Origin of the sequence: Kribbella yunnanensis (genome assembly GCF_039529655.1) — a bacterium.
Lineage (GTDB): Bacteria > Actinomycetota > Actinomycetes > Propionibacteriales > Kribbellaceae > Kribbella > Kribbella yunnanensis.
Map to the genome: position 1 here is coordinate 57,343 of NZ_BAAANF010000011.1, position 25,276 is coordinate 82,618.

General features: G+C 68.0%; 22 protein-coding genes and 1 riboswitch. Of the genes, 9 read left to right on the forward strand and 13 right to left on the reverse strand.

Going from position 1 to position 25,276, the window contains the following annotated elements; translation table 11 throughout:
* Positions 1 to 37 precede the first annotated feature (37 nt).
* The gene (locus ABD231_RS17255) at positions 38 to 2,101 is read left to right on the forward strand and encodes an NACHT domain-containing protein (protein ID WP_344152270.1); all 2,064 of its coding nucleotides are present in this window, start codon (positions 38 to 40) and stop codon (positions 2,099 to 2,101) included.
* Here the strand turns inward: ABD231_RS17255 and ABD231_RS17260 are convergent.
* Together ABD231_RS17260 and ABD231_RS17265 are read right to left on the reverse strand one after the other, a co-directional pair.
* Positions 2,025 to 3,530, reverse strand: a complete 1,506-nt coding sequence (locus ABD231_RS17260) for a phospholipase D-like domain-containing protein (RefSeq protein WP_344152273.1) — start codon at positions 3,528 to 3,530, stop codon at positions 2,025 to 2,027. The genes ABD231_RS17255 and ABD231_RS17260 overlap by 77 nt on opposite strands.
* Complete coding sequence (locus ABD231_RS17265) at positions 3,527 to 4,570, reverse strand: PHP domain-containing protein (RefSeq protein ID WP_344152276.1); 1,044 nt, start codon at positions 4,568 to 4,570, stop codon at positions 3,527 to 3,529. The genes ABD231_RS17260 and ABD231_RS17265 overlap by 4 nt, the downstream gene beginning before the upstream one ends.
* A 217-nt stretch (positions 4,571 to 4,787) precedes the next feature.
* On the opposite strand from ABD231_RS17265, the gene ABD231_RS17270 reads away from it, so the two are divergent.
* The 6 genes from ABD231_RS17270 to ABD231_RS17295 all read left to right on the forward strand — a co-directional run bounded on the left by ABD231_RS17270 (position 4,788) and on the right by ABD231_RS17295 (position 10,364).
* Positions 4,788 to 5,993, forward strand: a complete 1,206-nt coding sequence (locus ABD231_RS17270) for a PucR family transcriptional regulator (RefSeq protein ID WP_344152279.1) — start codon at positions 4,788 to 4,790, stop codon at positions 5,991 to 5,993.
* Positions 5,994 to 6,071: 78 nt separating this feature from the next.
* A complete protein-coding gene (locus tag ABD231_RS17275) occupies positions 6,072 to 6,995 on the forward strand; it encodes an ACP S-malonyltransferase (protein WP_344152282.1) in 924 nt (307 codons plus the stop codon).
* Positions 6,992 to 7,987: a beta-ketoacyl-ACP synthase III gene (locus tag ABD231_RS17280; RefSeq protein WP_344152285.1), complete on the forward strand. Its 996-nt coding sequence runs from the start codon at positions 6,992 to 6,994 to the stop codon at positions 7,985 to 7,987. The genes ABD231_RS17275 and ABD231_RS17280 overlap by 4 nt, the downstream gene beginning before the upstream one ends.
* A 92-nt stretch (positions 7,988 to 8,079) precedes the next feature.
* Complete coding sequence (locus ABD231_RS17285; protein ID WP_132170617.1) at positions 8,080 to 8,328, forward strand: acyl carrier protein; 249 nt, start codon at positions 8,080 to 8,082, stop codon at positions 8,326 to 8,328.
* 107 nt (positions 8,329 to 8,435) lie between these two features.
* Positions 8,436 to 9,671, forward strand: a complete 1,236-nt coding sequence (fabF, locus tag ABD231_RS17290) for a beta-ketoacyl-ACP synthase II (protein WP_344152294.1) — start codon at positions 8,436 to 8,438, stop codon at positions 9,669 to 9,671.
* A 195-nt stretch (positions 9,672 to 9,866) separates the two neighbouring features.
* A complete protein-coding gene (locus tag ABD231_RS17295) occupies positions 9,867 to 10,364 on the forward strand; it encodes a DUF3145 domain-containing protein (RefSeq protein WP_132174216.1) in 498 nt (165 codons plus the stop codon).
* Between the two features lie 207 nt (positions 10,365 to 10,571).
* Here the strand turns inward: ABD231_RS17295 and ABD231_RS17300 are convergent, their stop codons facing one another.
* From ABD231_RS17300 to ABD231_RS17315, 4 genes are read right to left on the reverse strand one after another with little or no spacing between them, the layout of a single operon-like run.
* Entirely contained in the window at positions 10,572 to 11,582 is a 1,011-nt protein-coding gene (locus tag ABD231_RS17300) for a LacI family DNA-binding transcriptional regulator (protein WP_344152300.1), read from the reverse strand.
* A 40-nt stretch (positions 11,583 to 11,622) separates the two neighbouring features.
* Positions 11,623 to 12,453 carry a carbohydrate ABC transporter permease gene (locus ABD231_RS17305; protein ID WP_344152303.1) on the reverse strand — a complete coding sequence of 277 codons (831 nt, stop codon included), beginning with the start codon at positions 12,451 to 12,453 and terminating at the stop codon, positions 11,623 to 11,625.
* Positions 12,450 to 13,355: a carbohydrate ABC transporter permease gene (locus ABD231_RS17310; RefSeq protein ID WP_344152306.1), complete on the reverse strand. Its 906-nt coding sequence runs from the start codon at positions 13,353 to 13,355 to the stop codon at positions 12,450 to 12,452. Before ABD231_RS17310 ends, ABD231_RS17305 begins: the two co-directional genes overlap by 4 nt.
* Positions 13,352 to 14,629, reverse strand: coding sequence for an ABC transporter substrate-binding protein (locus ABD231_RS17315; RefSeq protein WP_344152310.1), 1,278 nt, complete (start codon positions 14,627 to 14,629; stop codon positions 13,352 to 13,354). The genes ABD231_RS17310 and ABD231_RS17315 overlap by 4 nt, the downstream gene beginning before the upstream one ends.
* A gap of 188 nt (positions 14,630 to 14,817) precedes the next feature.
* Here ABD231_RS17315 and ABD231_RS17320 point away from each other — a divergent pair, with 188 nt between their 5' ends.
* Positions 14,818 to 17,022 carry a glycoside hydrolase family 9 protein gene (locus ABD231_RS17320; RefSeq protein WP_344152312.1) on the forward strand — a complete coding sequence of 735 codons (2,205 nt, stop codon included), beginning with the start codon at positions 14,818 to 14,820 and terminating at the stop codon, positions 17,020 to 17,022.
* Between the two features lie 51 nt (positions 17,023 to 17,073).
* Here the strand turns inward: ABD231_RS17320 and ABD231_RS17325 are convergent, their stop codons facing one another.
* The 4 genes from ABD231_RS17325 to ABD231_RS17340 form a co-directional block, all read right to left on the reverse strand.
* Complete coding sequence (locus ABD231_RS17325; RefSeq protein ID WP_344152314.1) at positions 17,074 to 17,442, reverse strand: MiAMP1 family antimicrobial peptide; 369 nt, start codon at positions 17,440 to 17,442, stop codon at positions 17,074 to 17,076.
* A 93-nt stretch (positions 17,443 to 17,535) separates the two neighbouring features.
* A complete protein-coding gene (locus tag ABD231_RS17330) occupies positions 17,536 to 18,489 on the reverse strand; it encodes a VWA domain-containing protein (protein ID WP_344152317.1) in 954 nt (317 codons plus the stop codon).
* On the reverse strand, positions 18,489 to 19,451 hold the full coding sequence (locus ABD231_RS17335) for a DUF58 domain-containing protein (RefSeq protein WP_344152319.1): 963 nt from the start codon (positions 19,449 to 19,451) through the stop codon (positions 18,489 to 18,491). The genes ABD231_RS17330 and ABD231_RS17335 overlap by 1 nt, the downstream gene beginning before the upstream one ends.
* A 29-nt stretch (positions 19,452 to 19,480) precedes the next feature.
* Positions 19,481 to 20,515 (reverse strand): AAA family ATPase, encoded by a 1,035-nt coding sequence (locus ABD231_RS17340; protein WP_344152321.1) that lies wholly within the window; start codon positions 20,513 to 20,515, stop codon positions 19,481 to 19,483.
* 176 nt (positions 20,516 to 20,691) lie between these two features.
* Between ABD231_RS17340 and ABD231_RS17345 the strand changes: the two genes are divergently transcribed.
* The gene (locus tag ABD231_RS17345; protein WP_344152324.1) at positions 20,692 to 21,534 is read left to right on the forward strand and encodes a hypothetical protein; all 843 of its coding nucleotides are present in this window, start codon (positions 20,692 to 20,694) and stop codon (positions 21,532 to 21,534) included.
* Here ABD231_RS17345 and ABD231_RS17350 read toward each other — a convergent pair.
* From ABD231_RS17350 to ABD231_RS17360, 3 genes are all read right to left on the reverse strand, one after another.
* Entirely contained in the window at positions 21,531 to 21,785 is a 255-nt protein-coding gene (locus ABD231_RS17350) for a CBU_0592 family membrane protein (RefSeq protein WP_344152327.1), read from the reverse strand. The genes ABD231_RS17345 and ABD231_RS17350 overlap by 4 nt on opposite strands.
* 21 nt (positions 21,786 to 21,806) lie before the next feature.
* Positions 21,807 to 21,874: riboswitch (guanidine-III (ykkC-III) riboswitch) on the reverse strand.
* 4 nt (positions 21,875 to 21,878) lie between these two features.
* Positions 21,879 to 22,718 (reverse strand): aldo/keto reductase, encoded by an 840-nt coding sequence (locus tag ABD231_RS17355; protein ID WP_344152330.1) that lies wholly within the window; start codon positions 22,716 to 22,718, stop codon positions 21,879 to 21,881.
* 78 nt (positions 22,719 to 22,796) lie between these two features.
* On the reverse strand, positions 22,797 to 25,250 hold the full coding sequence (locus tag ABD231_RS17360; protein WP_344152333.1) for a LamG-like jellyroll fold domain-containing protein: 2,454 nt from the start codon (positions 25,248 to 25,250) through the stop codon (positions 22,797 to 22,799).
* Positions 25,251 to 25,276 lie beyond the last annotated feature (26 nt).

Here is a 25,276-nt window from a genome sequence, read left to right on the forward strand (position 1 = left end):
AGTGGCGTGGTGACCATGAGTTATTGGACAATCACACATGGCACGAAAAGTTCTGGGGGCTTTCCTGTGCGCGGCACTGATGGCGGCCGGCGTGCTGGTTCTGCGCGAGCTGACGGCCAGTCCGATCGTCGACATCCTGGGCCTGGTCGCCACTGTCGGCTTCGCGATCGCCGGCTTCTGGCTGACCCCAGGCACTCCGGGGACCTCCGACGTCGATTCGCTCACCGAACAACTCAGGGGACGCCTGGACGGCCAGAACAACGGCGACCGGAAGGCGAACCAGCTGAACGAGGAACACCTGCCGGTGCGCTGGTCGGCAGCGGCCGTGGATCTGATGGACAGCGACGGACGCAAGGTCATGCGCAGCTCGCTGGCCGGCGAATGGGACGACGTCACCGAGCAGTTCCTGCGCCTGCGGCGGCGTCGCTGGGTGATTCTCGGTGAAGGTGGTGCGGGCAAGAGCGGCCTGCTACTGGAGCTCATGCAGCAGCTGCTCAAGGCACCGGACAGGATCGGCGGCCGGGTTCCGGTGCTCGTCCCGCTGTCGGCCTGGGACGTCCGCAAGGACGTCGACGACTTCTTGGCCGACTTCCTGCTCGACACCTATTCCGGCCTGAAGTTCTCGCGCGGCCGGAAGAAGGACGACCGCCGCGCCGATCTGCTCCGGCTGGTCCGTGAACGCGTCCTGCCGATGTTCGACGGTCTGGACGAGATGCCCGCGCCGCGGCGGGTCACAGCGCTGGAACTGCTGTCGGAGCATGACCGGGAGTTCCAGTTCGTGCTGACCAGCCGGCCGGAGGAGTACGGCGATGCCGTGCGCGGCAGGCACGGCCGACTCGGCGTGGCCGGGACGGCGGTGGTCGAGATCCAGCCGCTGCTCGTCGACGACATCGTCAAGTATCTGCGCGATGTCCGGGACAGCGCGCCCGAGGCCTGGGCGGCCGAACTGCGCGAGCACAAGCCGCTCGCCGACGCCTTGTCGACCCCGCTGATGGTGTGGCTCGCCTCGGTCACCTTCGCAGGCGATCCGGGCGCCCTGACCGGGCAGGGGGTGACCGCGAAGCAGATCAAGGAGAAGGTCTTCAAAGCCCTGATCCCGGCCCGGTTCACCAAGCACCCGCGGTGGGGACCGAATGCCCGGACCTGGGATGTGCAGGCCGTCACGCGCTGGATCACCTACCTCGCCCGCGACGTCGACCGGCGGCGCCGGACGAAGACTTCCGGCGAGACTGCGGACGACCTGATCTCCTGGTGGCGCCTCGCGGACGCCGCCGAGCCGGTCGTCGGCCGGCTGGCCGCGCTCACCGCACTGCTGACCACAGGTGTCGGCGTCGGTATCGGAGTCGGTTACCTGTTCAGCCCGGAGATCGGACTCTTCTTCGGTGTCGCGGTCGGCACGGTCATCGGGGTGAGTGCGGCGCACTCGCGGCTCAAGCCGACCACGGTCGAGTTCCGCTTCGGAGGTCGTTTCGTGGTTGGGCTCGCAGGCGGGCTGCTGGTCGGATTGGTGGGCGGTGGGGCGGTGTTCGTCCTGCAGCACGACCTGTCCGCGGTCTGGGCGCTGGCCGGGTTCGGCCTGCCGCTCGGAATCGTCTACGGCCTCACGAGCACGGTCAAGGTCGAGGACGCGGTCAGCCCGGCCGGCGTCCTGAAGCGCGAGCGCATGTTCGTGCTCGCGTACTTCATCGCCTACGGTCTCGCCTGCGCGATTGCCTGCTGGATTCTGTCCGGACCGGTGCTGGCACTCTCCCTCGGCATTTTCGCCGGTCTGTCCGGCGGGATGTTCAACGGCCTGCCCTGGGCAGTGGTGCATCTGCTGTTCAAGTCCGAGGACGTCGATCCTTCAGCCGGAGCGGTCGCGTGGTTCCGCTTCTTCCTGGCCAAGCTGCTGTGGCGCTCGCACACCCCGGTCGACCTTCCTTGGCGGCTGCTCACGTTCCTCGAGGACGCGCGCCGCCGCGGCATCCTGCAACAGTCGGGGGCGAGCTACCGCTTCCGCCACGTCGATTACGTCGACTGGCTGGTCAAAGAATCCGGACCTGCCACTCCCGGGAATCCGGATCATGAAAGTCCTGATAGCGCCGGCGCTGGCGGGCGCTGAACGGGACCTCGTCGACCGGTAGCGCGATCGGGTCGAGCGGCTCGGCGGTTGGCCAGGCGTCGAGCCAGGCCGGCAGGGCCCCGGCGGGCGTCGTACCGAGGTGGTGGCTCCAGAGCTTCTCGCGGTACGACGGGATGTCGCCGGTGAAGGCGATGCCGTGCTCGATGTCGGTGTAGAACGACCGTTGCGCGAGATTGCAGGAACCGATGCAGGCCCACTCGTCGTCGACCAGCACGGTCTTGGCGTGGACCACGACACCACGACGCCGGTACGCCGAGATGCGCGCCCGCTCGCTGTCGTCCAGCCCGGCCAGGAGCGCGTGGTTGACGGCCTGGCAGAAGTACTCCGGATGCGGGAGGGGCGGGTCGTTCGGGTCGTCGACACCGGCGGTCAGCAGGATCACGCGCAGGTCCGGGCACCGGCGCACGGCGTCGCGGACCCAGGTCATCACCTCGCCGGACCACATCAGCGGGTCCTCTAGATAGACGTACTTCTGCGCCTGACCGATCGCGTGACGTAGCGCATCGCGGTACTCGAAGACGTTTGCCTCGGGCAACGGTTTGGGCCGGGTCGGCACGTACCAGGGGTACTTGGTCGACGGCAGGGTGCGGAGGTTCTGCACGGACTGCGTTCCGTCGGGCGCGCGGACCGGGACGGCGCGCGGCGGCAGCGACGTCGTACCGGATGGGATCGACACGAACCGATCGTTGTCGAGGGGGAGGTTCTGCGGGCGGCCTGAGCGGCTGGCTTCCCACAGCGTGCGGAAGTGGTCGTAGAAGCCCTGGACGGCTGGGCCTTCGACGCGAGCGACGACGTCGTGCCAGATCTGCCGCCCTTCGTGTTCCGGACGCGACCAGCGGCTCAGCTCGAGGTCGAGGCCGCCGGTGAACCCGACGGCGTTCTGCCCGTCCGAGATCAGCACCAGCTTGCTGTGACTCGAACCGGCCAGGTGGCCGATCGTGCTCGGCAGCGCCTCCGCGCCCACCGCGCGCAGCTCACGGAGCGAGCGCAGGGTGAGGGTGTTGATCGCCGTCACGTGCGCCGCGCCACTGAGCTTGGTCACCCGCGGGTGGCGAACGGCCGAGGCCGACACCCAGCCGAGCGCGCGAACCTCTGCCCCGGCGGTGATCCTTGCCGCCAGCAACTTCACCAGCGCGGACTCTTCATTTGCCGGGTCGACGAAGGGCTCCCCGTTCGGCCACGGATCAACGCAGTACGGCGGCGCGTCGGTCAGCCGGGCGTCGCCGTTCGGGAGCAGTTCGAAGCCACCGCGGCCGAGGCCCAGCCACCAGCCGGTCAGGTACACGAACCCGCCCGGGCCGACGGATTCCAGCGCCTCGCGAATTGTGGCCGAGTGCTCGGCGCCGTCGATCAGTGGGGTGACAGTGCACCCGCCCGACGTGGGCAGGTCGGGAAGCAAGTAGGTCACTGGGCGGTCCAGGCCAGCAGCTCGTCACGGTCCCAGGTGTTGATGACGCGTTCCGGGGTGATGTCGCAGGCTTCGGCGCGTTCGCAGCCGTAGACCTGCCAGTCGAGCTGACCGGGTGCGTGCGCATCGGTGTCGATGCTGAACACGCAGTCCATCTCGGCGGCCAGGGCGAGCAGGCGTTTCGGCGGGTCGAGGCGTTCGGGGCGGGAGTTGATCTCGACCGCGGTACCGAACTGGCGGCAGGCCTCGAAGACGACCTCGGCGTCGAACTCGGACTCGGGCCGGGTACCGCGGTCGCCGGTGATCAACCGGCCGGTGCAATGCCCCAGTACGTCGACATGCGGGTTGGCGACCGCGCGAACCATCCGCTCGGTCATCGGCTCGGACGCCATCCGGAGTTTGGAGTGCACGCTGGCCACGACGAGGTCGAGGCGGGCGAGGATCTCGGAGTCGCAGTCGAGCGAGCCGTCGTCGAGGATGTCGACCTCGATCCCGTTGAGGATGGTGAACCCGTCGAGCTCCTTGGACAACTTCTTGTTGAGTTCGGCAACCACCTCGAGCTGCTGCAGCCGTCGTTCCCGCGACAACCCGTTCGCGACCGTGAGGCGTGGCGAATGATCGGTGAGCGCCATGTACTTGTGCCCGAGACGATGCGCCGTACGCGCCATCTCCTCGATCGGGCTGCCACCATCGGACCACTCCGAATGCAGATGCAGATCGGCCTGCAGTGCCGCGCGCATCGCCGTACCCTCATCGGTCAGCTCACCGGCCGACCCCTCCAGCTTGGTCAGGTACGACGGCGTGGCGCCGTCCATCGCCTCCAGGATCACCGCCTCGGTCTTCGGCCCGATCCCCGGCAACTCGGTCAGTGTCCCGGCCCGCCGCCGCGCCCGCACCTCCGCCGCCGGCAACGCCTCGATCGTGTCCGCCGCCCGCCGATAAGCCTTCACCCGATGCGTAGGCTGCCGATCCCGCTCCAGGTAATACCCAATAGCCCGCAACGCCTCAACGGCAGCATCCACCCCAGCCTTGTCCGTCATCCCCCCATCATCGCGCCATCTCGTGGGTAGACCCACCAGGTGGCGGGTTGCCCCACCCGATTCCCCCCTCTTGAACCCACCATCTCGTGGGTTCACCCATCAGGTGGTGGGTTCTGCACCCGCATGCGGGTGGGGAACCCACAAGCTCGTGGGTGAACCCAGCAAATGGTTCGCGGCGGGGCGGGGGCGGGGCAGGTGGTGGGGCTAGGGTCGGGGGGTGGGCAAGGCGGAGACCAGGGCGCACTTGGCTCGCGCTGATCGGCTGCAGGGGCAGACGGGGGCGCTGGCTACTGCGGCTACGGCGGCTATGGAGGAGAAGCTGCCGTGGTTCCGGGGGTTGTCGGCGCAGGATCGGTCGTGGATCGGGCTGGTGGCGCAGTCGGGGATCACCGCGTTCGTCGACTGGTTCCGGGATCCTGAGGAGCACTCGTCGATGCCGACGCGGATCTTCGGGTCCGCGCCGCGGGAGTTCACCCGGGTGATCTCGCTGCATCAGACGGTCGACCTGGTTCGGACGACGATCGAGATGATGGAGACGGCGTTCGACGACCTGTTGCCGGCCGACGACGTACCGGCCGTGCGGGAGGCGATGCAGCGGTATGCGCGTGAGGTCGCGTTCGCGGCCGCGACCGTCTACGCGCAGGCCGCCGAGATGCGTGGGGCCTGGGACGCGCGGCTGGAAGCGCTCGTGGTGGACTCGGTGATCCGCGGCGAGGCCGACGATTCGGTTCGCTCGCGCGCGTCCGCCCTGGGCTGGACCGGAGCCGCTGGTACGACGGGATCCGCCGAAGTCGCCGTGGTCGTCGGCCGCGCGCCGGCGGCTGAGGGCAACGCGAACGTGGCCGACGCCGTCCGGCACGCCGCTCGTGAGGCGGGTGCTGACGCTCTGTGCGCGATCCAGGGCGATCGGCTGGTGGTGGTGCTCGGCGGTACCAGCAAACCTGTGGAGATCGTACAAAGGCTCGCCCACTGGTTCGGACCCGGCCCGATCGTGGTCGGACCGGTGGTGAAAGACCTGATGGCGGCCGTGACGTCGGCTCGGGCGGCGGTCGCCGGACTCCGCGCCGTACCGGCTTGGCCCGCGGCTCCACGGCCGGTCCAGGCCGACGAACTGCTCCCCGAACGGTCACTCTCCGGAGACGGCCATGCCCGCCGGCAACTGGCGACTGAGGTCTACGGCCCGCTCACAGTGGGCGAAGGCGTGCTGCTCGACACTGTTTCGGCGTACCTGGACTCCGGTGGTTCGATCGAGGCGACGGCCCGGGCGATGTTCATCCACGCCAATACCGTCCGGTACCGGTTGAAGCGTGTGGCCGATCTCACGGGCTACCAGCCGCTGAATCCCCGCGACGCTTTCACCTTGCGTGTCGCACTCGCCCTCGGCCGCCTGCTCAATCCGGAACCGGGAAACCCCGTTTTGTAGGATCTCCACAAACAGGGCCGGTCAGAATTCGTGCTGCTTTCCGGCCCGCGAACGGCTTGGAACAGGGAGAGTGGTCACGTGCTCGTCATCGTCGCGCCCGGTCAGGGTGCCCAGACCCCAGGTTTCCTCGAGCCGTGGCTCGCCGATCCCGCGTTCGAGAGCCGGCTCAACTGGCTCTCCGCGGTCGCCGGTCTCGACCTCGCCCACTACGGCACCCAGGCGGATGCCGACACCATCCGCGACACCGCGATCGCGCAGCCGCTGCTGGTCGCGGCCGGGCTGGCGACAGCGCCGGCGCTGTTCACGGACCCGGCCCAGGTCGGTGCACTCGCCGGTCACAGTGTCGGTGAGCTCGCCGCTGCCGCGCTGGCCGGTGCATTGACCGTCGAGCAGGCGATGGTGCTGGTGCGCGAGCGCGGGAAGGCGATGGCCGGTGCGGCCGCGCTGACCGCGACATCGATGACCGCCGTCCTCGGTGGTGACCGCGACGAGGTGCTCGCGAAGCTCGCGGAGTACGGGCTGACGCCCGCCAACGACAACGGCCCCGGCCAGATCGTCGCGGCCGGCACGGTCGAGGAGCTCGCCGCGTTCGCCGAGGACCCGCCCGCGAAGTCCCGGCTGATCCCGCTGTCGGTGGCCGGTGCGTTCCACACCAAGCACATGGAGCCGGCCGTCCAGACCCTCGCGAAGTACGCGACGGCGATCGGGACCGGTGAGCCGACCACCAAGCTGCTCTCCAACCGCGACGGCCAGGTCGTCACCGACGGCCAGGACGCCCTGCAGCGGATCGTCGCCCAGGTGAACTCCCCCGTCCGCTGGGACCTGTGCATGCAGACCTTCACCGACCTCGGTGTCACCGGCATCCTCGAGCTGCCGCCGGCCGGCACGCTGGTCGGGATCGCCAAGCGCAACCTGAAGGGCGTCGAGACCTTCGCCCTGAAGACCCCGGACCAGCTCGATGACGCCCGCGCATTCGTCGCCAAGCACGGAGGCACCGCATGACCGCAATCACTTCGCCGACCGGCTCGCAGTACGCCGCAGTTCTGGGGATCGGGTCGTACCGGCCGCGCCGGGTCGTGCCGAACTCGGAGATCGTCGATCAGATCGACTCCAGTGACGAGTGGATCCAGACCCGGTCCGGGATCAAGGAGCGCCGCTGGGCCTCCGACGACGAGACCGTGCTGATGATGTCGGTCGAGGCGGCCAAGGACGCGCTGAAGGAGTCCGGGATCGATCCGGCCCAGATCGGCTGTGTCGTGGTCTCCACCGTCACGCACCTCTACCAGACGCCCGCGATCGCGACCCGGATCGCCGTCGAGGTGGGCGCCCCGACGGCGGCCGCGTTCGACGTCTCCGCGGCGTGCGCCGGGTTCTGCTACGGCCTCGCGCTGGCCAGTGACATGGTCCGCGGCGGCAGCGCCAAGTACGTGCTGGCGATCGGCGTCGAGCGCCTCAGCGACCTCACCGACCGCAACGACCGCGGTACGGCGTTCATCTTCGCCGACGGCGCGGGTGCGGCCGTGGTCGGCCCGGCGGACGAGCCGGGCATCGGTCCGGTGGTGTGGGGTTCCGACGGCACCCAGCACGCGGTGATCAGTCAGAAGGAGTCCTGGCAGGAGGCGGCCGGCACCCAGAACTGGCCGCACCTCACGATGGAAGGCAACCCGGTCTTCCGCTGGGCGTCGTTCGAGATGGCCAAGACCGCCCAGCAGGCGCTCGACGTGGCCGGCGTCGCGGCCGACGAGCTCGACCTGTTCGTGCCGCACCAGGCGAACATGCGGATCACCGACGCGATGCGCCGCGCCCTCAAACTGCCCGAGCACGTGAAGGTTGCCCGCGACATCGAACGGCAGGGCAACACGTCCGCCGCGTCGATCCCGCTCGCGATCACCGCGATGCGCGAGTCCGGCGAAGCCAAGAGCGGCGACCTCGCCCTCGTCATCGGCTTCGGCGCCGGCCTCGTGTACGCCGCCCAGGTCATCCGCCTGCCCTAGCCATCCGGCTGCACTGGTAGTCGGACATAGTTGTCCGGGGCGGCTCAGGTGGCCGCACCGGCTGAATCACATCATTCGAAGGGAACACCGCAATGGCCAGCACCGAAGAGATCCGTTCCGACCTCGCCGAGATCGTGAACGAGATCGCCGGTATCCCGGTCGAGGACGTCCAGCTGGACAAGTCCTTCACCGACGACCTCGACGTCGACTCGCTCTCCATGGTGGAGGTCGTCGTGGCCGCCGAGGAGAAGTTCGACGTGAAGATCCCCGACGACGAGGTCAAGAACCTGAAGACCGTCGGCGACGCCGTCGCGTTCATCGAGCGTGGCCTGAACGGCTGATCCAGGCCGTTCCCGTGCTGGCCGGTGCTCGTCGGGCTCAGAACCGATGAGCACCACCGGCCGGCCCTCCCAAAACTCCCCCAGATCTCGTGAAGGATGAGGTACAGATGTCGAAAACCCGAGTCGTGATCACCGGGCTCGGAGCCACCACCCCGCTCGGCGGCGATGTGGCCAGCTCCTGGGAAGGCCTGCTGGCCGGACGTTCCGGCGCACGCCGGCTGACCGACGACTGGGTGCAGAACCTGGCCGTCCAGATCGCCGCCCCGGTGGCCGTCGAGCCGACCGAGGTCATCGAGCGCGTGAAGGCCCGCCGCCTCGACCGCAACGCCCAACTGGCCGTGGTGGCCGCTCGTGAGGCCTGGGCCGACGCCGGCCTGGAGGACTCCGGGCTCGACAAGGAGCGGCTCGGTGTGGCCGTTGCCACCGGCATCGGTGGCCTGCACACCACCCTGTCCAACTACGACGCGCTGCTGAAGAACCCGCGCCGCGTCTCACCGTTGGCCATCCCGATGCTGATGCCGAACTCCTCCGCCGCGTACGTCGGCCTCGAGTTCGGCGCGAAAGCCGGTGTGCACACCCCGGTCTCGGCCTGTGCCTCCGGCAACGAAGCGATCGCGCTCGGCCTGGATCAGATCCGGCTCGGCCGCGCGGACGTCGTACTGGCTGGTGGCACCGAGGGCACGATCATGCCGCTGCCGCTCGCCGCGTTCGGCCAGATGATGGCGCTCAGCAAGCGCAACGACGAGCCCGAGCGCGCCTCCCGGCCGTGGGACGCCGACCGCGACGGCTTCCTGCTTGGTGAGGGCGCCGGCGTACTTGTGCTGGAGTCCTACGAGCACGCGGTCGCGCGCGGCGCGAAGATCTACGCCGAGGTCGCCGGTGCCGGCATCTCCGCCGACGGTCACGACATCGCGCAGCCCGACCCGACCGGTTCCGGCGCACGCCGGGCCATGGAGCGGGCGCTGGCCGAGGGCGACCTCAGCCCGACCGACATCAAGCACATCAACGCGCACGCCACGTCGACCCCGCAGGGCGACATCGCCGAGTCGCTGGCGATCCGGCTCGCGCTCGGCAGCGCCACCGACAACGCGATCGCCACGGCACCGAAGTCGATGATCGGCCACCTGCTCGGCGCGGCCGGCGCAGTCGAGTCGATCGCGACAGTGCTCGCGCTGCACCACCGCGTCGTACCGCCGACCATCAACCTCGACAAGCTCGACGACCAGATCGAGCTGGACATCGCCACCGAACAGCGCGAGCTGGCCGACGGCGACCTGGCCGCACTGAACAACTCGTTCGGCTTCGGCGGCCACAACGCCGCGATCGCCTTCAAGACGGTCTGACCCACCTCTCATCACGCCCGCACCTGCCAAAGGTGCGGGCGTGATGTCACGACACGGCCGTGATGTGGTTGACACGGCGAGGTTACTGGTGTTCGTGGGGGTCGTGGTGCAAGATGGACCCAGTCATCTGCTGGGATGGCCGGAGTTGTGCTCGAGATCGCTGGGGAAGGCGCCCCTCGAACACAGGAGGTCCCGGTGGCGACGACTCGTGGCGTTTTGTACGTCCACACGGTGCCGTCAGCGTTGTGTCCGCATGTCGAGTGGGCCGCAGGCGGCGTACTTGGCGTGCCTGTGAAACTCGACTGGACGCCGCAGCCCGCGGCACAGGGCACGTATCGGGCTGAGCTGTCCTGGCAGGCCGAGGCCGGTACGGCGGCGAAGCTGGCGTCTGCCCTGCGCGGTTGGCAGAAGCTGCGTTTCGAGGTGACCGAGGAACCGACGAACGGCGTCGAGGGCGAGCGCTATTCGTTCACGCCGACGCTCGGCATCTTCCATGCGACCACCGGGGTGCACGGCGACATCATGGTGCCGGAGGAGCGGTTGAAGGCAGCGATGCTGAAGGCGGCCACCGGCGAGGCCGATCTGACCGAAGAGGTCGAGCGTTTGCTCGGCCGGCCGTGGGACGACGAGCTCGAACCCTTCCGGTACGCCGGAGACGGCGCTCCGGTTCGGTGGCTGCATCAGGTCGTCTGAGTGCTTGCTGAGAACTTGAGAAGAAAGCCTTAAAGGGCACAGACAAACATCGAACTTTTCCGGCAGAGTGAGCATCAGACATTCCACAAGGGTGGAGGGGCCGTGGCCGCTGGGCCACCGGGTGTCGGGACACCCCCGGTGGTAGCAAACAGCGGCCGCACCACTTGAAGGGCACGGATCTCAGGGTCCGTGCCCTTCGTGCGTCTGTCAGCTGGACGCCCGCACGACCAGTCGCGTCGGCAGGATCAACGGCGTCGGGGACTCCCCCGCGATCAGCGCGAGCAGCATCCGCGCCATCTCGCGGCCGAGGGACTGGATCGGCTGACTGACCGTGCTCAACGGCGGTTCGGTGTGTCGCGCGAGCACGACATCGTTGAAGCCGACGACCGCGACGTCACCCGGGATCGTTCGCCCCGCATCCTTCAGCACTCGCATCGCGCCGATCGCCATCTGATCCGAGGCGACGAAGACCGCGTCGAGGTCCGGGTGCTCGGCCAGCAACTGCTCCATGGCGTGGCCACCGCCTTCCTCGCTGAAGTCGCCGTACACGACGCGGCTCGCGTCCAGGCCGGCTACCGCGAGTGCTTCCTGATAACCCTTGTACCGCGCGGTGCCGGCGCCCTCGTCCATTCGGCCGGTGATGGTGGCGATGCGCGTGCGCCCGGTCGTGACCAGGTGCTCAGTGGCCAGCCGGGCCCCACCGCGGTTGTCGGCATCGACGTAGTACCGGGGTTCGAAGTTCGCCGGGGTACCACCGAAGACGACCGGTACGTCGGACTTCTCGGCGATCTGCGCGAGCGGATCCTCACCGTGCATCGACATCAGCATCACGCCGTCGGCCTGCCGGGTCCGCAGTACCTGTTCGAGCCGGGTCTGCCCGCGCGTGGAGGTCGCGAGCTGCAGGATCAGCTCGAGATCGGTCTCCTCGAGCACCGAGTTCACCCCGACCGCGACGTCGGCGAAGAACGGGTCGGTGAAGACCTGCGGGTTGTCGCTCGAGATCGCCAGCACGACAGCCCCGACCTGCTGAGTGGCCAGCGCGCGGGCCGTTGCGTTCGGCACGTATCCGAGATCGCTGACCGCCCGGTGCACCGCGTCCCGCTTGGCCTTGCTGACATGCGGCGCGTTGTTGATCACCCGGGACGCGGCCGACCGCGACACACCGGCCCGCTCGGCGACTTCGTCGAGCGTCACTTGGCGTTTGTGCGGGTCTGTCACCTGGTGGTCCTTAACATGAGAGTGGATAGAGAGTAAGTCATCAGGACCGGACAGCGCCGTCCATGATGCCGCTGATCAGCTGTCGGCCGAACAGGATGAAGACCAGCAGCAGTGGCACGGTCGCGATCAGCGTGCCGGTGAACATGAGCGTGTAGTCCGTGTAGTACTGCGAAGCGAGCTGGCTGAGCGAGAACTGGACGGTCGGATTGTCCGCCTCCAGCACCGCGAGCGGCCAGAGAAACTCGTTCCAGGTCCCCATGAACGTGAACAGCCCCAGTACGGCGGCGCCCGGCCGCAACGCCGGCGACACCACCCGGACGAACAGCCCGAACGTCGTACAGCCGTCCAGGCGGGCTGCTTCGATCAACTCGTCCGGTACGGCGCGTTCGGCGTACTGGCGCATCAGAAACACGCCGAACGCCGATACCAGGAACGGGACGATGACCGCCTGCAGGTGGTTCTGCCAGCCGAGTTTCACCATCACCATGTAGAGCGGCACGATGCCCATCTGCACCGGAACCATCATCGTGGCCAGCACCGAGATCAGCAGTGCGTTGCGGCCGCGGAACCGCAGTTTGGCGAACGCGAACCCGGCCAGCGAGGAGAAGAACACCACCGAGATCGTGACGCAGACCGACGCGATCGCGGAGTTGAGCAGACCGCGCGCGAAGTGCGCCTCCTCCGCCTCCGGACCGAAGAGCCGCTGGATGTTGTCGCCGAGGTTGCCACCCGGCACGAGCGGCGGCGGGAACTGGCCGACCACATCGTTGGAGCGAGTCGCGACCACGAACAACCAGTACAGCGGGAACACCGACAGCACCAGGCTGATCAGCAAGGTCAGGTAGACGAGGGTGTTGCGGGGTTGCCTCATTGCGTACCTCCCCGGATCCGGCGGCCGATCAGCAGGTTGACGACCCCGACGAGCACGGTGAGCAGGAAGATCATCCAGGCGACCGCGGAGCCGTATCCGTAGTCGAAGTTCTGGAAGCTCTGCTCGAACATGTACATCGCGATCGTCTGGAACTGCCGCAGACTGCCGCCGGACACATCACCTTGCCCGAACAGCAGCGGCTCGGTGAACAACTGCATCCCACCGATGATCGACATCACCACGGTGAAGATCAGCGCCGGCCGGATCAGCGGCACGGTGATCTTGCGGAACTGCTGGATCGCACCGGCACCGTCGATCTGCGCGGCCTCGTAGAGATCCCGCGGGATCGCCTGCATCGCCGCCAGGTAGATCAACGCGTTGTACCCCGTCCAGCGCCAGTTGACCATGCTCGACACCGCGATCCACGACGTTGCCTTGCTGGCCTGCCAGTCGATCGCGTCCACACCGAAGAGCCCGAGGACGCCGTTCACCAAACCGGTGTCGCGGCCGTAGAGCTGACCGAAGACGATCGCCACCGCGGCGACCGACGTGACGATCGGTGCGAGAACACCGAGCCGAAACAAGAGCAGTGCTCGCAACGGCCGGTTGAGCAGGGCTGCCACGATCAGCGCGAGGATCAACTGCGGAACCGTCGCGAGGACGAGCAGCCCGAGGGTGTTGACGAGCGCGTTCCAGAAGTCCGGGTCGCCGAGCAGGCGGGTGTAGTTGTCCAGCCCGACGAACCCGGCGTCTCCTGTCAGATCCCAGGACCGCAATGACACCCACGCGGTGTAGAGCAGGGGGAAGAGACCGAAGACGGTGAAGAGCAGGAAGAACGGCGCGATGAAGACGTACGGCGATCCGTGCAGATCGAAGCGGTTCCAGCGACTCAGCCGATTCACTTGCCGACGGCCCGCTGGGAGTCGGCGAGGGCCTTGGTCCAGGCCTCCTCGGGTTTGAGCTTGCCCTGCTCGATCGCGGTCAGCGCATCCCCGATCGCGTCACCGACCTGCTGGTTCTCCGGGCCGAGGTAGACCGGCTTCAGCTCCTTGGCGGACTGACCGAAGATCTTGCCGACCGGCGCGTTGTTGAAGTACTCACTCTTCGCCCCGGCCACGGCCGGGTCGTCGATCGCCTTCGGCGCGGACGGGAAGTTGTTCTTCGCCTTGAAGGCGGCCGTCTGCCCCTCCGGGCTGGTCAGGAACTTCGCCAGCTCGGCAGCCTCCTTCTGGTGCTTGCTCTGCGCGGGTACGGCGAGGAACGAGCCACCGCGGACCGCCCCCTCCCCCGGTACCCGGGCGACGTCCCACTTGCCGGCGTTCTCCGGACCGGCCTGGTCCTGGATGATGCCGAGCATCCACGCCGGGCACGGGATGGTCGCGAACGTGCCCTTCTTGAAACCGGCGTTCCAGGCCGGGCTCCACATCTGCAGCTTGCCGGACAGCCCGGCGTCGACCATCTGCACGGTCTGGTCCCATGCCTTGCGGACGCCGGGGTTGGTGTCGACGATCAGCTTGTTACTGCGATCGAAGTACGTCGTATCGCCCTGCTGCATGAGGATGTTCTGGTAGATCGCACCCGAGGTGTCGAAGAAGCTGGCGCCGGTGTTCGCACCGCCGAACTTCTTGCCGGTGGCAAGGTACTGGTCCCAGGTCGGCCACAGTGCCCCGACCTTCTCCCGGTCGGTCGGCAGCCCGGCCTTGGCGAACAGGTCGCTGCGGAAACACATGCCCTGGGCACCAATGTCGGTCCCGAGACCGATGAGCTTCGAACCATCCGTGGTGAGCGCCTGGTTCCACTTCCAGTCCAGGAAGTTGCCCTTCAGGCTGCCGGCACCGTGGTCGAGCAGGTTGACGAACTGGTCGGGCTTGGCCATCAGCTTGACCAGGATGCCCTCCTCCAGCGCGACCACGTCACCCGCGCCGCTACCGGCGGTCAGCCACTGCTGCAGCTTCGGCGTGTAGTCGGCGAGTTTGGCGATGTTGTCGGCCTTGATCTTGATCCCCGGGTGCGAGTCCTCGTACTGCTTGTAGAGGTCCTCGTAGCCGAACTCGCTGAACGTCTTCACGGTCAGCGTGATCGTGCCGTCGGCCGCCTCGTCGTTCCCCGAGCCTCCACATCCGGCCACCGCCACCAGTCCGATCGCCGCTGCTGCTGCCCACCACTTTGCCGACATCCTTGACCCTCCTCGACTGGAAGAAACTGGGAGCGCTTCCAGCAGAAGGTAAGCGATGGCTGAACGTTTGTGAACCCCCTGTTTGAGTCTTGACACGGCACTGATGCCTGGGGAGCATGGCGCCACGTTTGGCTGCAGCTTCCGCCCGGTTCTGCAACCGCTCCCAGCTTCTCCCGGAGGCAGTGCCCATGCCCTCAGCACGACGATCCGCCCTGATCGCCGGTTCCGCCGCGCTCACCGTCCTGGCTGCGACCCTGATCGGAACCCCGGCCACCGCGGCCGATCCGCCGTACGAGCGGATCCTGAACGGGACCTTCGACACCGAGCGGGAACCCTGGTGGTCCAGCTCGACCACGCCGTCCGCGGTCACCGACGGGCGGCTGTGTGCCCAGATCCCGGCCGGCACCGCCAATCCCTGGGACTCGATGATCGGCCAGGACGACGTACCGCTGGAGCAGGGGCAGCCGTACACGCTGAAGTTCGACGCGTCGGCCAGCAAGCCGATCCAGTTCAAGGCGGTTCTGCAGCAGCAGGGGCCGCCGTACGGCACGGTCATCGGTCAGACCGTCACGGCCGGTACGACGATGCAGAGTTTCAGCTTCACCAACAATTCGCCGGTGACCGACACGCACGGTCAGATGTCGTTCCAGGCCGGTGGCGCGGCCGAGGCGTACACGCTGTGCCTGGACAACATCTCGATCACCGGCGGAATCCTGCCGCCGGGCGGGATCCGGGACTTCGGCTCACCGGTCCGGGTCAACCAGCTGGGGTATCTGCCAGGCGGTCCACATCGGGCGACGTACGTGACGACGGCGACGACTCCGCTGGACTGGAAGCTCGTTGATTCCGGCAACAAGACGGTTGCCGTCGGCAAGACCACGCCGTACGGGCCGGATGCGTTGTCGGGCGACAGCGTGCAGCTGATCGACTTCGGGAGTTTCCGGACGACCGGCACCGGCTTCAGGCTCGTCGTCGGCGAAGACGTCAGCGAGCCGTTCGATATCGCGAAGAACCTGTACTCCGCCCTGCGACAGGACTCGCTCGAGTACTTCTACAACAACCGCAGCGGGATCCCGATCGAGGCGAAGTACGTCGGCGACGCCTGGGCCCGCGCGGCCGGTCATGTCGGCGTCGCGCCCAACAAGGGTGACACGTCGGTCCCCTGTGTTCCCGGCAGCTGCGACTACAGCCTCGATGTCCGCGGCGGCTGGTACGACGCCGGCGACCACGGCAAGTACGTCGTCAACGGGGCGCTCGCGGCGTGGCAGCTGCTCGACCTGTACGAGGAGTCGGATCGCAACGTCAGCCTGAAGATCCCGGAGAACGCGAACCGGGTGCCGGATGTGCTGGACGAGGCGAAGTGGCAGATCGACTTCCTGCTCCGCATGCAGGTTCCGGCTGGTCAGCCGCTGGCCGGCATGGTCCACCACAAGATCCACGACGAAGCGTGGACCGGCATGGCGCTCGCCCCGGCCGCCGACCCGCAGCAGCGTTACCTCTACCCGCCGTCGACCGCCGCGACCCTCAACCTTGCCGCCATCGGCGCGCGCTGCGCCCGCGTGTACGCCCGCTGGGACCACGCGCTGGCTGCTCGCTGCCTCTCGGCCGCGCAGACGGCTTGGAAGGCCGCTGAGCTGCACCCGGCGATCTACGCGCCGACGGGTGGCGTGGGTGGTGGCGCGTACGACGATGTGAAGGTGACCGACGAGTTCTCGTGGGCCGCGGCCGAATTGTTCGCCGCGACTGGCAAGGCGTCGTACAAGCGTCGTATCAGTACTGTGCTGAAGGCGGCCGACGGATTCTCGTGGCAGGAGACCGGTGGGCTCGCGGATCTCGCGCTCGCCCGGGTGCCTTGGCGGCTCCCCGCTGTGGAGCGGATCCATCTCATCCGCCGGATCGCGACCGTTGCCGACAGCTACCTTGCCGATCTGCGATCCCAGGGCTACGCCAATCCGTACAAGCCGGCGAACGGCCACTACGTGTGGGGATCGAACAGCGGTACGGCGAACAACGCGATGATTCTCGCGATCGCCGCCGACCTGACCGGGCGCCCGTCGTACCGATCGGCAGCGTTGGAGTCGCTGGACTACCTGCTCGGGCGGAACGCGATCAACCAGTCCTACGTGACCGGGTACGGCGAGCGGGACAGCCATAACCAGCACCACCGGTTCTGGTCCCATTCGCTGAACCCGGCGTATCCCTCGCCGTACCCGGGCTCGCTGGCCGGCGGCGCGAACTCCGGGCTGCAGGACCCCGTTGCCCAGCGCAACCTTGTCGGCTGCGCGCCGGCCAAGTGCTACATCGACGAGATCGGTTCGTACTCGACCAACGAGGTCGCGGTGAACTGGAACTCGGCGCTGGCCTGGCTGACGACGTACGCGGACGAGGTCTGAGAAACGCCTGAGCCCGGCCCTGGTGAAGGGCCGGGCTCGGCGTGTCGGTGATCAGCAGACGATCAGGATGCTCTTCCACCCGAACCCGCTGGCCGACGACTTGTTGGCATCTGAGGGCAGCCGCGTGTGCGGAACGCCGGTGCCCGTGGTGTTGTTGAACAGATGCCCGCTCTGGCCGCGGGCGTACCAGCGGTAGGAACCGCTGTACGGGATCCGGTGCAGGCCACAGCCGTTGATGTCCTTGGAGAAACCGCTCCAACTTGAGCCGGAGTAGGCGACGAACGACGAGGTCGCTGCGACCGTCAGCGGACCCGCTTCGGCGCCGTCGTACACAGGTGCCGCCGAAGCCGTCGCCAGCCCACCGCCGAGCAGGGCCACCGATCCGAGTCCGGTCAATGCCAAACGCAGAACTGTCTTCATGAGTGAAACCTCCGAAGGTTCGGAATGGAATTTCGTCCATCGAACCCACGGGCGGTTTCAGTTCACTGACAGCCTGCTGTCAGCGCTCGTCGATCAGGGGAACCGGGACGCCATCGCGATACAGGCACCGGCCGCGGCCAGCGTGAAGAGCATGGCGATCCCGGCGAACCGTGAGGTGACTTCCTTGTCCACCTCGTCGTAGCCGACCGAGGAGCCGATGTCCTTGTAGACGTCCTCCAGCTCACCGGCCGACTCCGCGGTGTAGGCCTTGCCGTTGCTGATCTCGGCGACGCTGCGGAGCTCGGCCCGGTCCGGTGGGACCCGCTGCCGGATCCCGTCCATCTCGATGAAGCCGGAGTCAGTGCCGAAGCAGATCGTGTAGACCGGCGTCTTCTTGGCCTTGGCCGCCTGGGCGCCTTCCTGCGCGGTCCGGCCGACCGTCCGCTTGCCGTCCGAGAGCAGCACGATGCGCGCCGGAGCCGGGTCGTTCGGGTGGTCGGGGTCCGGCGGGACCTGGGTGAGCGCCTGCAGCGAGGTGAAGATGCCTTCACCGGTCGCGGTGGACTCGGCCAGGTCCAGACCGTCGATCGACCGCAGCACGGTCGCCCGGTCGGTGGTCGGCGGCACGATGATCGAGGCCGAGCCGGCGAAGTTCACCAGGGCCACGTTGAACTTGCCAGGCAGCTGGTTGACGAAATTCTTCGCCGACTTCTTCGCCGCCTCGAGCCGGTTCGGGTCGATGTCGGTGGCCATCATCGACAGCGAGACGTCGATCGCGACCACGATCGTGGCCCGCTCGCGCGGCACCTTGACCTTGTCCTTGGGTTGCGCGAACGCCACGATGCAGGAGATCGACGCCAGCAGCGCGAAGGTGACCGCGAGGTGCCGGCGCCACTGCGGACGGCGCGGCGCGACCCGGTCGAGCAGGGCGATGTTGGTGAAGCGCAGCGCGTACTGCGAGCGGCGGTGCTGCAGGTACAGGTAGGCCGCGACGACCACCGGGATGAGCAGCAGGAACCACAACCTGCTCGGAGACAGGAACTCCATCAGCGCGCCACTCCCTTCGGCGGTTGGTGCAGACGCGGTGCCATCCGCCGGTAGGCGAGCACGAAGCGCACGGTGTCGGCGACCCAGTCGCGGTCGGTCCGCAGGACCAGATGGCCCGCACCTACCCTACGCAGGGCGATCCGGGTTCGTTCCCGCTGTGCCAGCGCGGCGGTGGCGAAGGCCTCCCGAACCTTGCGGCGGCGGGTGTCGATCTCGCGGACCTGGCCGGTCTCGGGGTCGCCGATCATGACGACGCCGATATTCGGCAGTTCGAGCTCGCGCGGGTCGACGATCTCCACGGCCAGCACCTGGTGCTGCGCGGTCAGCTTGCGCATCGCACGCTCCCAGGAAGGCTCCAGGCGGCTGTCGATCTCGCCGTCCTCAGGCGTGAGGAAGTCAGAAACGATCACCCGCAGGCCCCGCTTGCGCTGCGTCCGAGCCATCGACTCCAGGGCCGCGGCCAGGTCGCTGCGGTGCGCCGACTGCTCGGCGGTGAACTGCTCGGCCAGCAACGCCCGGAGCAGACCGTACAAGGCGAGGCGGCCGGAACGCGCCGGCCAGCGCCGCAATGACGAGTCGCGCAGCATCAGGCCGCCGAACCGGTCACCCAGCCGGTGGGTCAGGAACCCGACCGTGGCCACGGCGGCGACCGCGAGCTCGCGCTTCTCCAAGGTCGACGTACCGAAGTTCATCGAGCCGGACAGGTCAACCATCGCCCACGTCTCCAGCTCGCGGTCCGCGATCAGGTCTCGCACGTGCGGGATCGTCGTCCGCGCGGTCACCGCCCAGTCCATCCGCCGGACGTCGTCGCCGACCTGGTAGGCCCGTGCTTCGGCGAGCTCGGTCCCGGGCCCCGGCAACAGGCCCATGTGCTCACCGTGCAGATACCCCTCGAGACGCCGTACGACGGTCAGCTCCAGCCGCCGCAACGCCCGCTCGGGCGCGAGCTGCGAGATCGTCATCGCAGCTCGCGGGTCTTGACGGTTTGCCACTACACAAACTCCGGGCGGCCCTGGCCGTCGCTGCCGTCGCGCCACACCGGCTGCGGCGGCGGGACGGTGGCCAGGATGCGCTCGACGACTGCGCGCGGGTCGATGTTGTCGGCAACCGCGTCGAAGGTCAGGCCCATCCGGTGACCCATCACGTCCAGCGCGACGGTCTGGATGTCACTCGGCAGCAGGTAGTCGCGGCCGTGGATCAGCGCCAGGGCCCGGCCGGCCGAGACCAGGCCGAGCGTCGCCCGTGGGCTGACGCCGAGCTCGATGATCGGCTCCAGGTCGGGCAGGTGGAAGTCGGTCGGCGTCCGGGTCGCCATCACCAGACGTACGGCGTACTCCGCGACGAGGTTGTGCACGAAGACCTGCTCGGCCGTCCGCTGCAGCTCCATGATCGTCTCCGGCTGCAGCACCGGCCGCGGCTCGGGCGGGTCCACGCTCATCCGGCGGAGGATCTCGAACTCCTCGTGCCCACGTGGGTGCGGCACGTCGATCTTGACCAGGAACCGGTCCCGCTGCGCCTCCGGCAGCGGGTAGACGCCCTCGGACTCGATCGGGTTCTGGGTCGCGATCACGATGAACGGCTTCGGCATCGGGAAGGTCTGGCCGCCGATCGACACCTGCCGCTCGGCCATCAGCTCGAGCATCGCCGACTGCACCTTGGCCGGCGCTCGGTTCACCTCGTCGGCCAGGACGAAGTTCACGAACGTGGGGCCGAGCTCGATGTCGAACGCCTCGCGGGTCTGCCGGTAGATCCGGGTCCCGACGATGTCGGAGGGGACCAGGTCGGGGGTGAACTGGATCCGGGCGAAGGTGCCGCCGACCACACTCGCGAAGGTCCGCACGGCGAGCGTCTTGGCGACACCCGGCACACCCTCGAGCAGGCAGTGACCCTTGGCCAGCAGCGAGACCATCAGCGTCTCGACCATGTGCTCCTGACCGACGATCACTCGCTTGACCTCGCTGAGTGCCTCGCCGATCAGCCGGGACTGCTGCGCCACGCTTGCAGCCGGCACAGTGGTTTCGGTCATGCCTGTCCTTCCGGGGTCCACAGTGCGGACCTTGTCACTCCCCGATGCGTTCGACACCGGCCATTCCATCAGATCCCCGGGTCCGCCGCTCCACGGCCCACCGAGCCCATCCTCCCCGGCGACTCAAATCACGGGGAGTTGGGCAGTGCTACCAGGGATGTGGTGGGATTGGGGCGATGACTGCGACCGAATCCCAGACGGAGGTGCAGCCGGCCGAGCGGCCGGTGGACGCGCCTGTGTCGCTGATTCCTGCCGCACTTCCGCTGCAGCCGGAGGACCCGCCGCGGGTCGGCGAGTTCTGGTTGCGCGGGCGGCTGGGCGCGAATGCCGCCGGTTATCTGTACACAGCCAGTGACGAGCGCGGCCGGAACGCCGTGGTCGCGATGATGACCGAGGGTTCGGCCGACGACGCGGCCGCCCGGGACCGGTTCGTGTTCGCGGTCGACTCGCTGCCCGAGGACGTCGTACTGGCGCACAACGACGAGGACGACGACGATCTCGCGCTCTGGGCCGCGTTCGGGCCGATCCGCGAGGACGACGGGTCCAGCGCCGCGACGGACGAGCGGCTGCTGGCCGAGCGCCGCGGCGAGGACGTGCTGTCCGCGGTCCTGATGGACCGGATCCCCCAACCCGGGCGACGCCGCGGGCCCGACTTCCTGCACTACTGGGAGGGCCGTCGGCGGCCTGGTCTGTTCCGGATCTGGCCGCTGCCGTGGCCGACCGCGCTGCGGCCGGCCTCCTGGGCAGCGATCTGGTACGCGCTGGCCACGATGCTGCTGCTGATGGCGCTGTCGCTCTTGCTGGCTTGGCTGCTGTTCAAGGACTCCCCGCCGCTCAACCCGCCGCCGGTGATCCCGACGCCGACGAACACCGTCACCACGACGATCACGCCGACCACCCCGCCGCCAGACAGCACAGGCCCCGATACGCCGACCACTCCGGATCCCAGCGCCAGTCTCCCGACCGGGACGCCTGGTGAGCCCAGCCCGTCCTCGACCAACCCGGGCGACAAGTTCTAGACGTGTTGCGGTTCAGGCTTCCGGCGGAGTGTGAGCAGGCCGATCAGGCTGATCACAGCCCAGCTGCCTTCCAGTAGCAGGAAGCCCCAGGACTGTTGCTGGAGTGCGATGGCGGCGAGCAGGGTGGAGCCGAGGAAGTTCAGCAGCTGGTAGGTGAGCGTGCGCTGCCGCAGCCGCCCGGCCTGGGCGGCCGCGAAGGCGATCAGAATGGTCAGCGCACCGACGATCTCGAAAACGTCGACAACATGCATCGGGACTGCCCCTCCAGGGGGCGGACGTCGTCTTTTCGCCAACCGGGTACGACGTCACTCGTCCGGGGCCCGCAGTAGCGCAGGACCTGGTCCCTACGCTAGCAAACGGAGCAACTCCGGGTCCCGCCACAGGTTCGCCGGGACGGGCTGTCGGACCAGAGCGGCGTCGGCCCGGATCTCCGCGGGGCTCGCGGCCGAGATCAGCACCGAGGTGACTGCGGCGTGCCGGGCGGGGAACGCGAGCGCGGCCTGCGGCAGCGAAACGCCGTACCGCTCGCAGACAGCCGAGATCCGCCGGGCCGGAACGCTGTCGGTGTGCAGTACCTCCGGCGACAGCACGCCGGAGACGATCACGGAAACTCCGCGCGCAAGGCAACGATCGAGGAGCGGACGCGCGCTCTGGTCGAGCAGCGAGAACCGCCCGGCCAACAGGACACAGTCCAGCTCGTGGTCGCGGACGAGCCGATCAAGCGCTTGCCAGTCGGTGGATGCGGCGCCGATCGCCTTGATCACGCCCTCCCGCCGCAAACCGTCGAGAACGGGGAGGGCGGCCTCGAACGCCGCCGGACCGGGCGCAGCCTCGCTCGCACCCGAGTCCTGCACGAGCACGAGATCCACGGCCAGTCCGAGGCGCTGCATACTTCCGCGCATCGACTCCTCGGCGTCCGCGCCGACCACCTTCGTGGAGACGAGGAATTCACCGCGCGGGCGGCGGCTGAGCGCCGTACCGAGTCTGGCTTCGGCGTCGCCGTACGCCGGTGAGGAGTCGAAGAACCGGATCCCCGCCTGGTACGCCGCGTCGACGGTCGCGATCGCGGGGGTGTCGCCGCCCGGACCGGGTGGTTCGCCGAGACGCGAACCACCGAGGCCGAAACGGGGTGGCCGGAACTTGTTGACGGCCTGAGGCGCGAGCAGGTGGCTTGGCGCTGCCATCGCACCCACCTCCTCCTCGTCAGTATGTAGTGTCAAGGATCGGTGGTTTGCGACGTGCTCGCATCTCGGATCCGAGTGTCAGCGACCGGATTGGTACAGGGTCTTGACCTCCTGATCGGTGAGGGCGCGGTCGTAGAGGTGCACCTGGTCGACCGTGCCGTCGAGGAAGTCGACCTGGTTACCGCCGAACTTGGCCCGGCCGATCACCGTGTTCCCGGTCGAGGTCGAGTCCAGGGTGCAGGCGGATTTCGCGGCCACCGGCTGACCGTCGACGTACAGGCGGAGTTCGCCCTTGGCGGCATCGCGGACACCGGTCACGTGGTACCACTGGTCGACGTTCGGCTTGGTCGGCGCGAGCGCCCGGACGCCTGGGAAACTCATCGCGAACCGCTGGTCGGCCCCGGAGTACTGCAGGAAGAACGCGCTGTCGCGATCGCCGTCCTGGCTGACGAAGGTCTGGAAACCGTCCACCTTGTTGAGCTTCACCCAAGCACTGGCCGAGTAGTTGCCGCTCGTGTCCAGCAGCGCGGCGCCAGTGTCGACGTACTGGTTGGATCCGTTCAGGGCAACGCCTTGGCCGTTCTTGCCCGGGGCAAAGATCGCGCCGTTCTGCAGGGTCGCGTCGTTGTTGCCGACGGCATCTTCAGCGGTTCCGTCGAGCGGATAGAAGTGGATGCCGTCGGCACCTGGTGTGCCGGGACCGGGGTTCGGCCCACCGGTTCCGGTTCCGTCCGCCTGCGCGATGATCTGCTCGTTGATCGTCCGGACCTGGGCGAAGTCCATCTTCGGGACCTGCCGGTCGTAGGTGAAGAAGCCGTTCAGTTCACCCTCGACATCGGTGATCTGGGTGTAGACCGAACCGCTGATCCCACACTGGTTTGCCGACTTCAGTACGTCGCGCTGGTTCTCGACGTACCGTCTGGTCAGCGTGGCCTTGTCCGGCGTCATCTCGTACGCGAAGCCGTCCCCGAACCACATGTGGTCCTGCGTCTTGAGGCCGAAGCCGCCGTGCTCACCGTCGACCGCGGCCCGCTCACCGGCCGGTGATGGGGTGCCCGGGCCGAGGTAGGCATGGTGATCCAGGAGGTCACCGCGACCCGAATCGCCCTTGGAGGCACAGCAGTTCACGCCGCTGTGAGCGTTGACGAGGCGGGACGGGTCCTGGGCCTTGACCGCGTCGGCGATCTGGCCGGTCTCGGCCTTGTCCCACTCACCCCAGCCCTCGTTGAACGGGACCCAGACGGTGATCGAGGTGAAGCTCTTGTGCTCCTCGATCATCTCGCGCAGCTCGGACTTGAACTGCGCGCGCCACGGCTCCGGGATCTCCGCGGTCTTGGAGGCCGGCATGTCCTGCCAGACCATCAGGCCGAGTTTGTCGGCCCAGTAGTACCAGCGATCGGGCTCGACCTTGATGTGCTTGCGGACGGTGTTGAAGCCGAGCCGCTTGTGCTGCTCGACGTCGAAGCGCAGGGCGGCATCAGTCGGTGCAGTGTTCAAGCCATCCGGCCAGAAGCCCTGGTCCAGCGTGGACAGGTTGAACAGGACCTTGCCGTTGAGGCCCATCCGAAGCTTGCCGTCGGCCCCTTTGACCAGGCCGACTGACCGCATCCCGGCGTACGAACCGACCTGGTCGACGGTCTTGCCACGGCGATCGATCAGCCGGACCTTGAGGTCGTAGAGGAACGGTTTGTCGGGGGTCCACGTCTTCGGGTTCGGGATCGGCACGCGCAGCTCGGTGTCGGCCTTGCCGCGGATCTTGCCGACCTGACGAAGACCGTCGTACGCCGTCACTTCGACGTCGAGGCCCGTTGGACCGGTCGTGTCCGCGGTGACCTTGAGCGCCTTGCCGGGGAGGTCGGGGGTGAGCTGGAGGCGGTCGATGGCCGACGTGTTCACCGGCTCCATCCAGACTGTCCGCCAGATGCCGGAACTGCCCTGGTAGAAGATCCCGTGATCGCCGACCTCACGCTGCTTGCCGATCGGCTGGAAGGTCTCGTCGGTGAGGTCCTCGGCCCAGACGATCAGCTCCTGCGGACCGCCGCTGTGCAGGTAGTTGGTGGCGTCGACATCGAACCCGTCGTACCCGCCGCGGTGCGTGCCGGCCAGCCGGCCGTTGATCCAGACCTTGGCGTCGTAGTCGACCGCACCGAAGTGCAGGACGAGGCGTTGGCCCTTCCACTGCTGCGGGACGGTGAAGGTACGGCGGTAGAACATCCGGTCCTCGTGCCGCTGGATCCCGGACAGCGCGGACTCGATCGGATAGGGCACCAGGACCTTCTCGCCGAGCGTGCGGCCGATCGGGGGCTGCTCCCCCGGTGCTGCGGCGGCGAACTCCCACAGACCGTTGAGGTTGCGCCATTCGGGGCGGGTCAGCTGGGGCCGCGGGTACTCCGGGAGTGCGTTCGACGGTGTGACTGCGTCGGTCCAGGGTGTGCTGAGCGGCGGGGTTCCGCGCTGCCAGTCGGCCGTTTGCGCCTGCGGCATCAGGGTGGTCGCGGCTGCGAGGGCGGCCGCGACGACAAGTTTGAGCATTGGAGCTCCTCTCGGGGCGGAGAAAG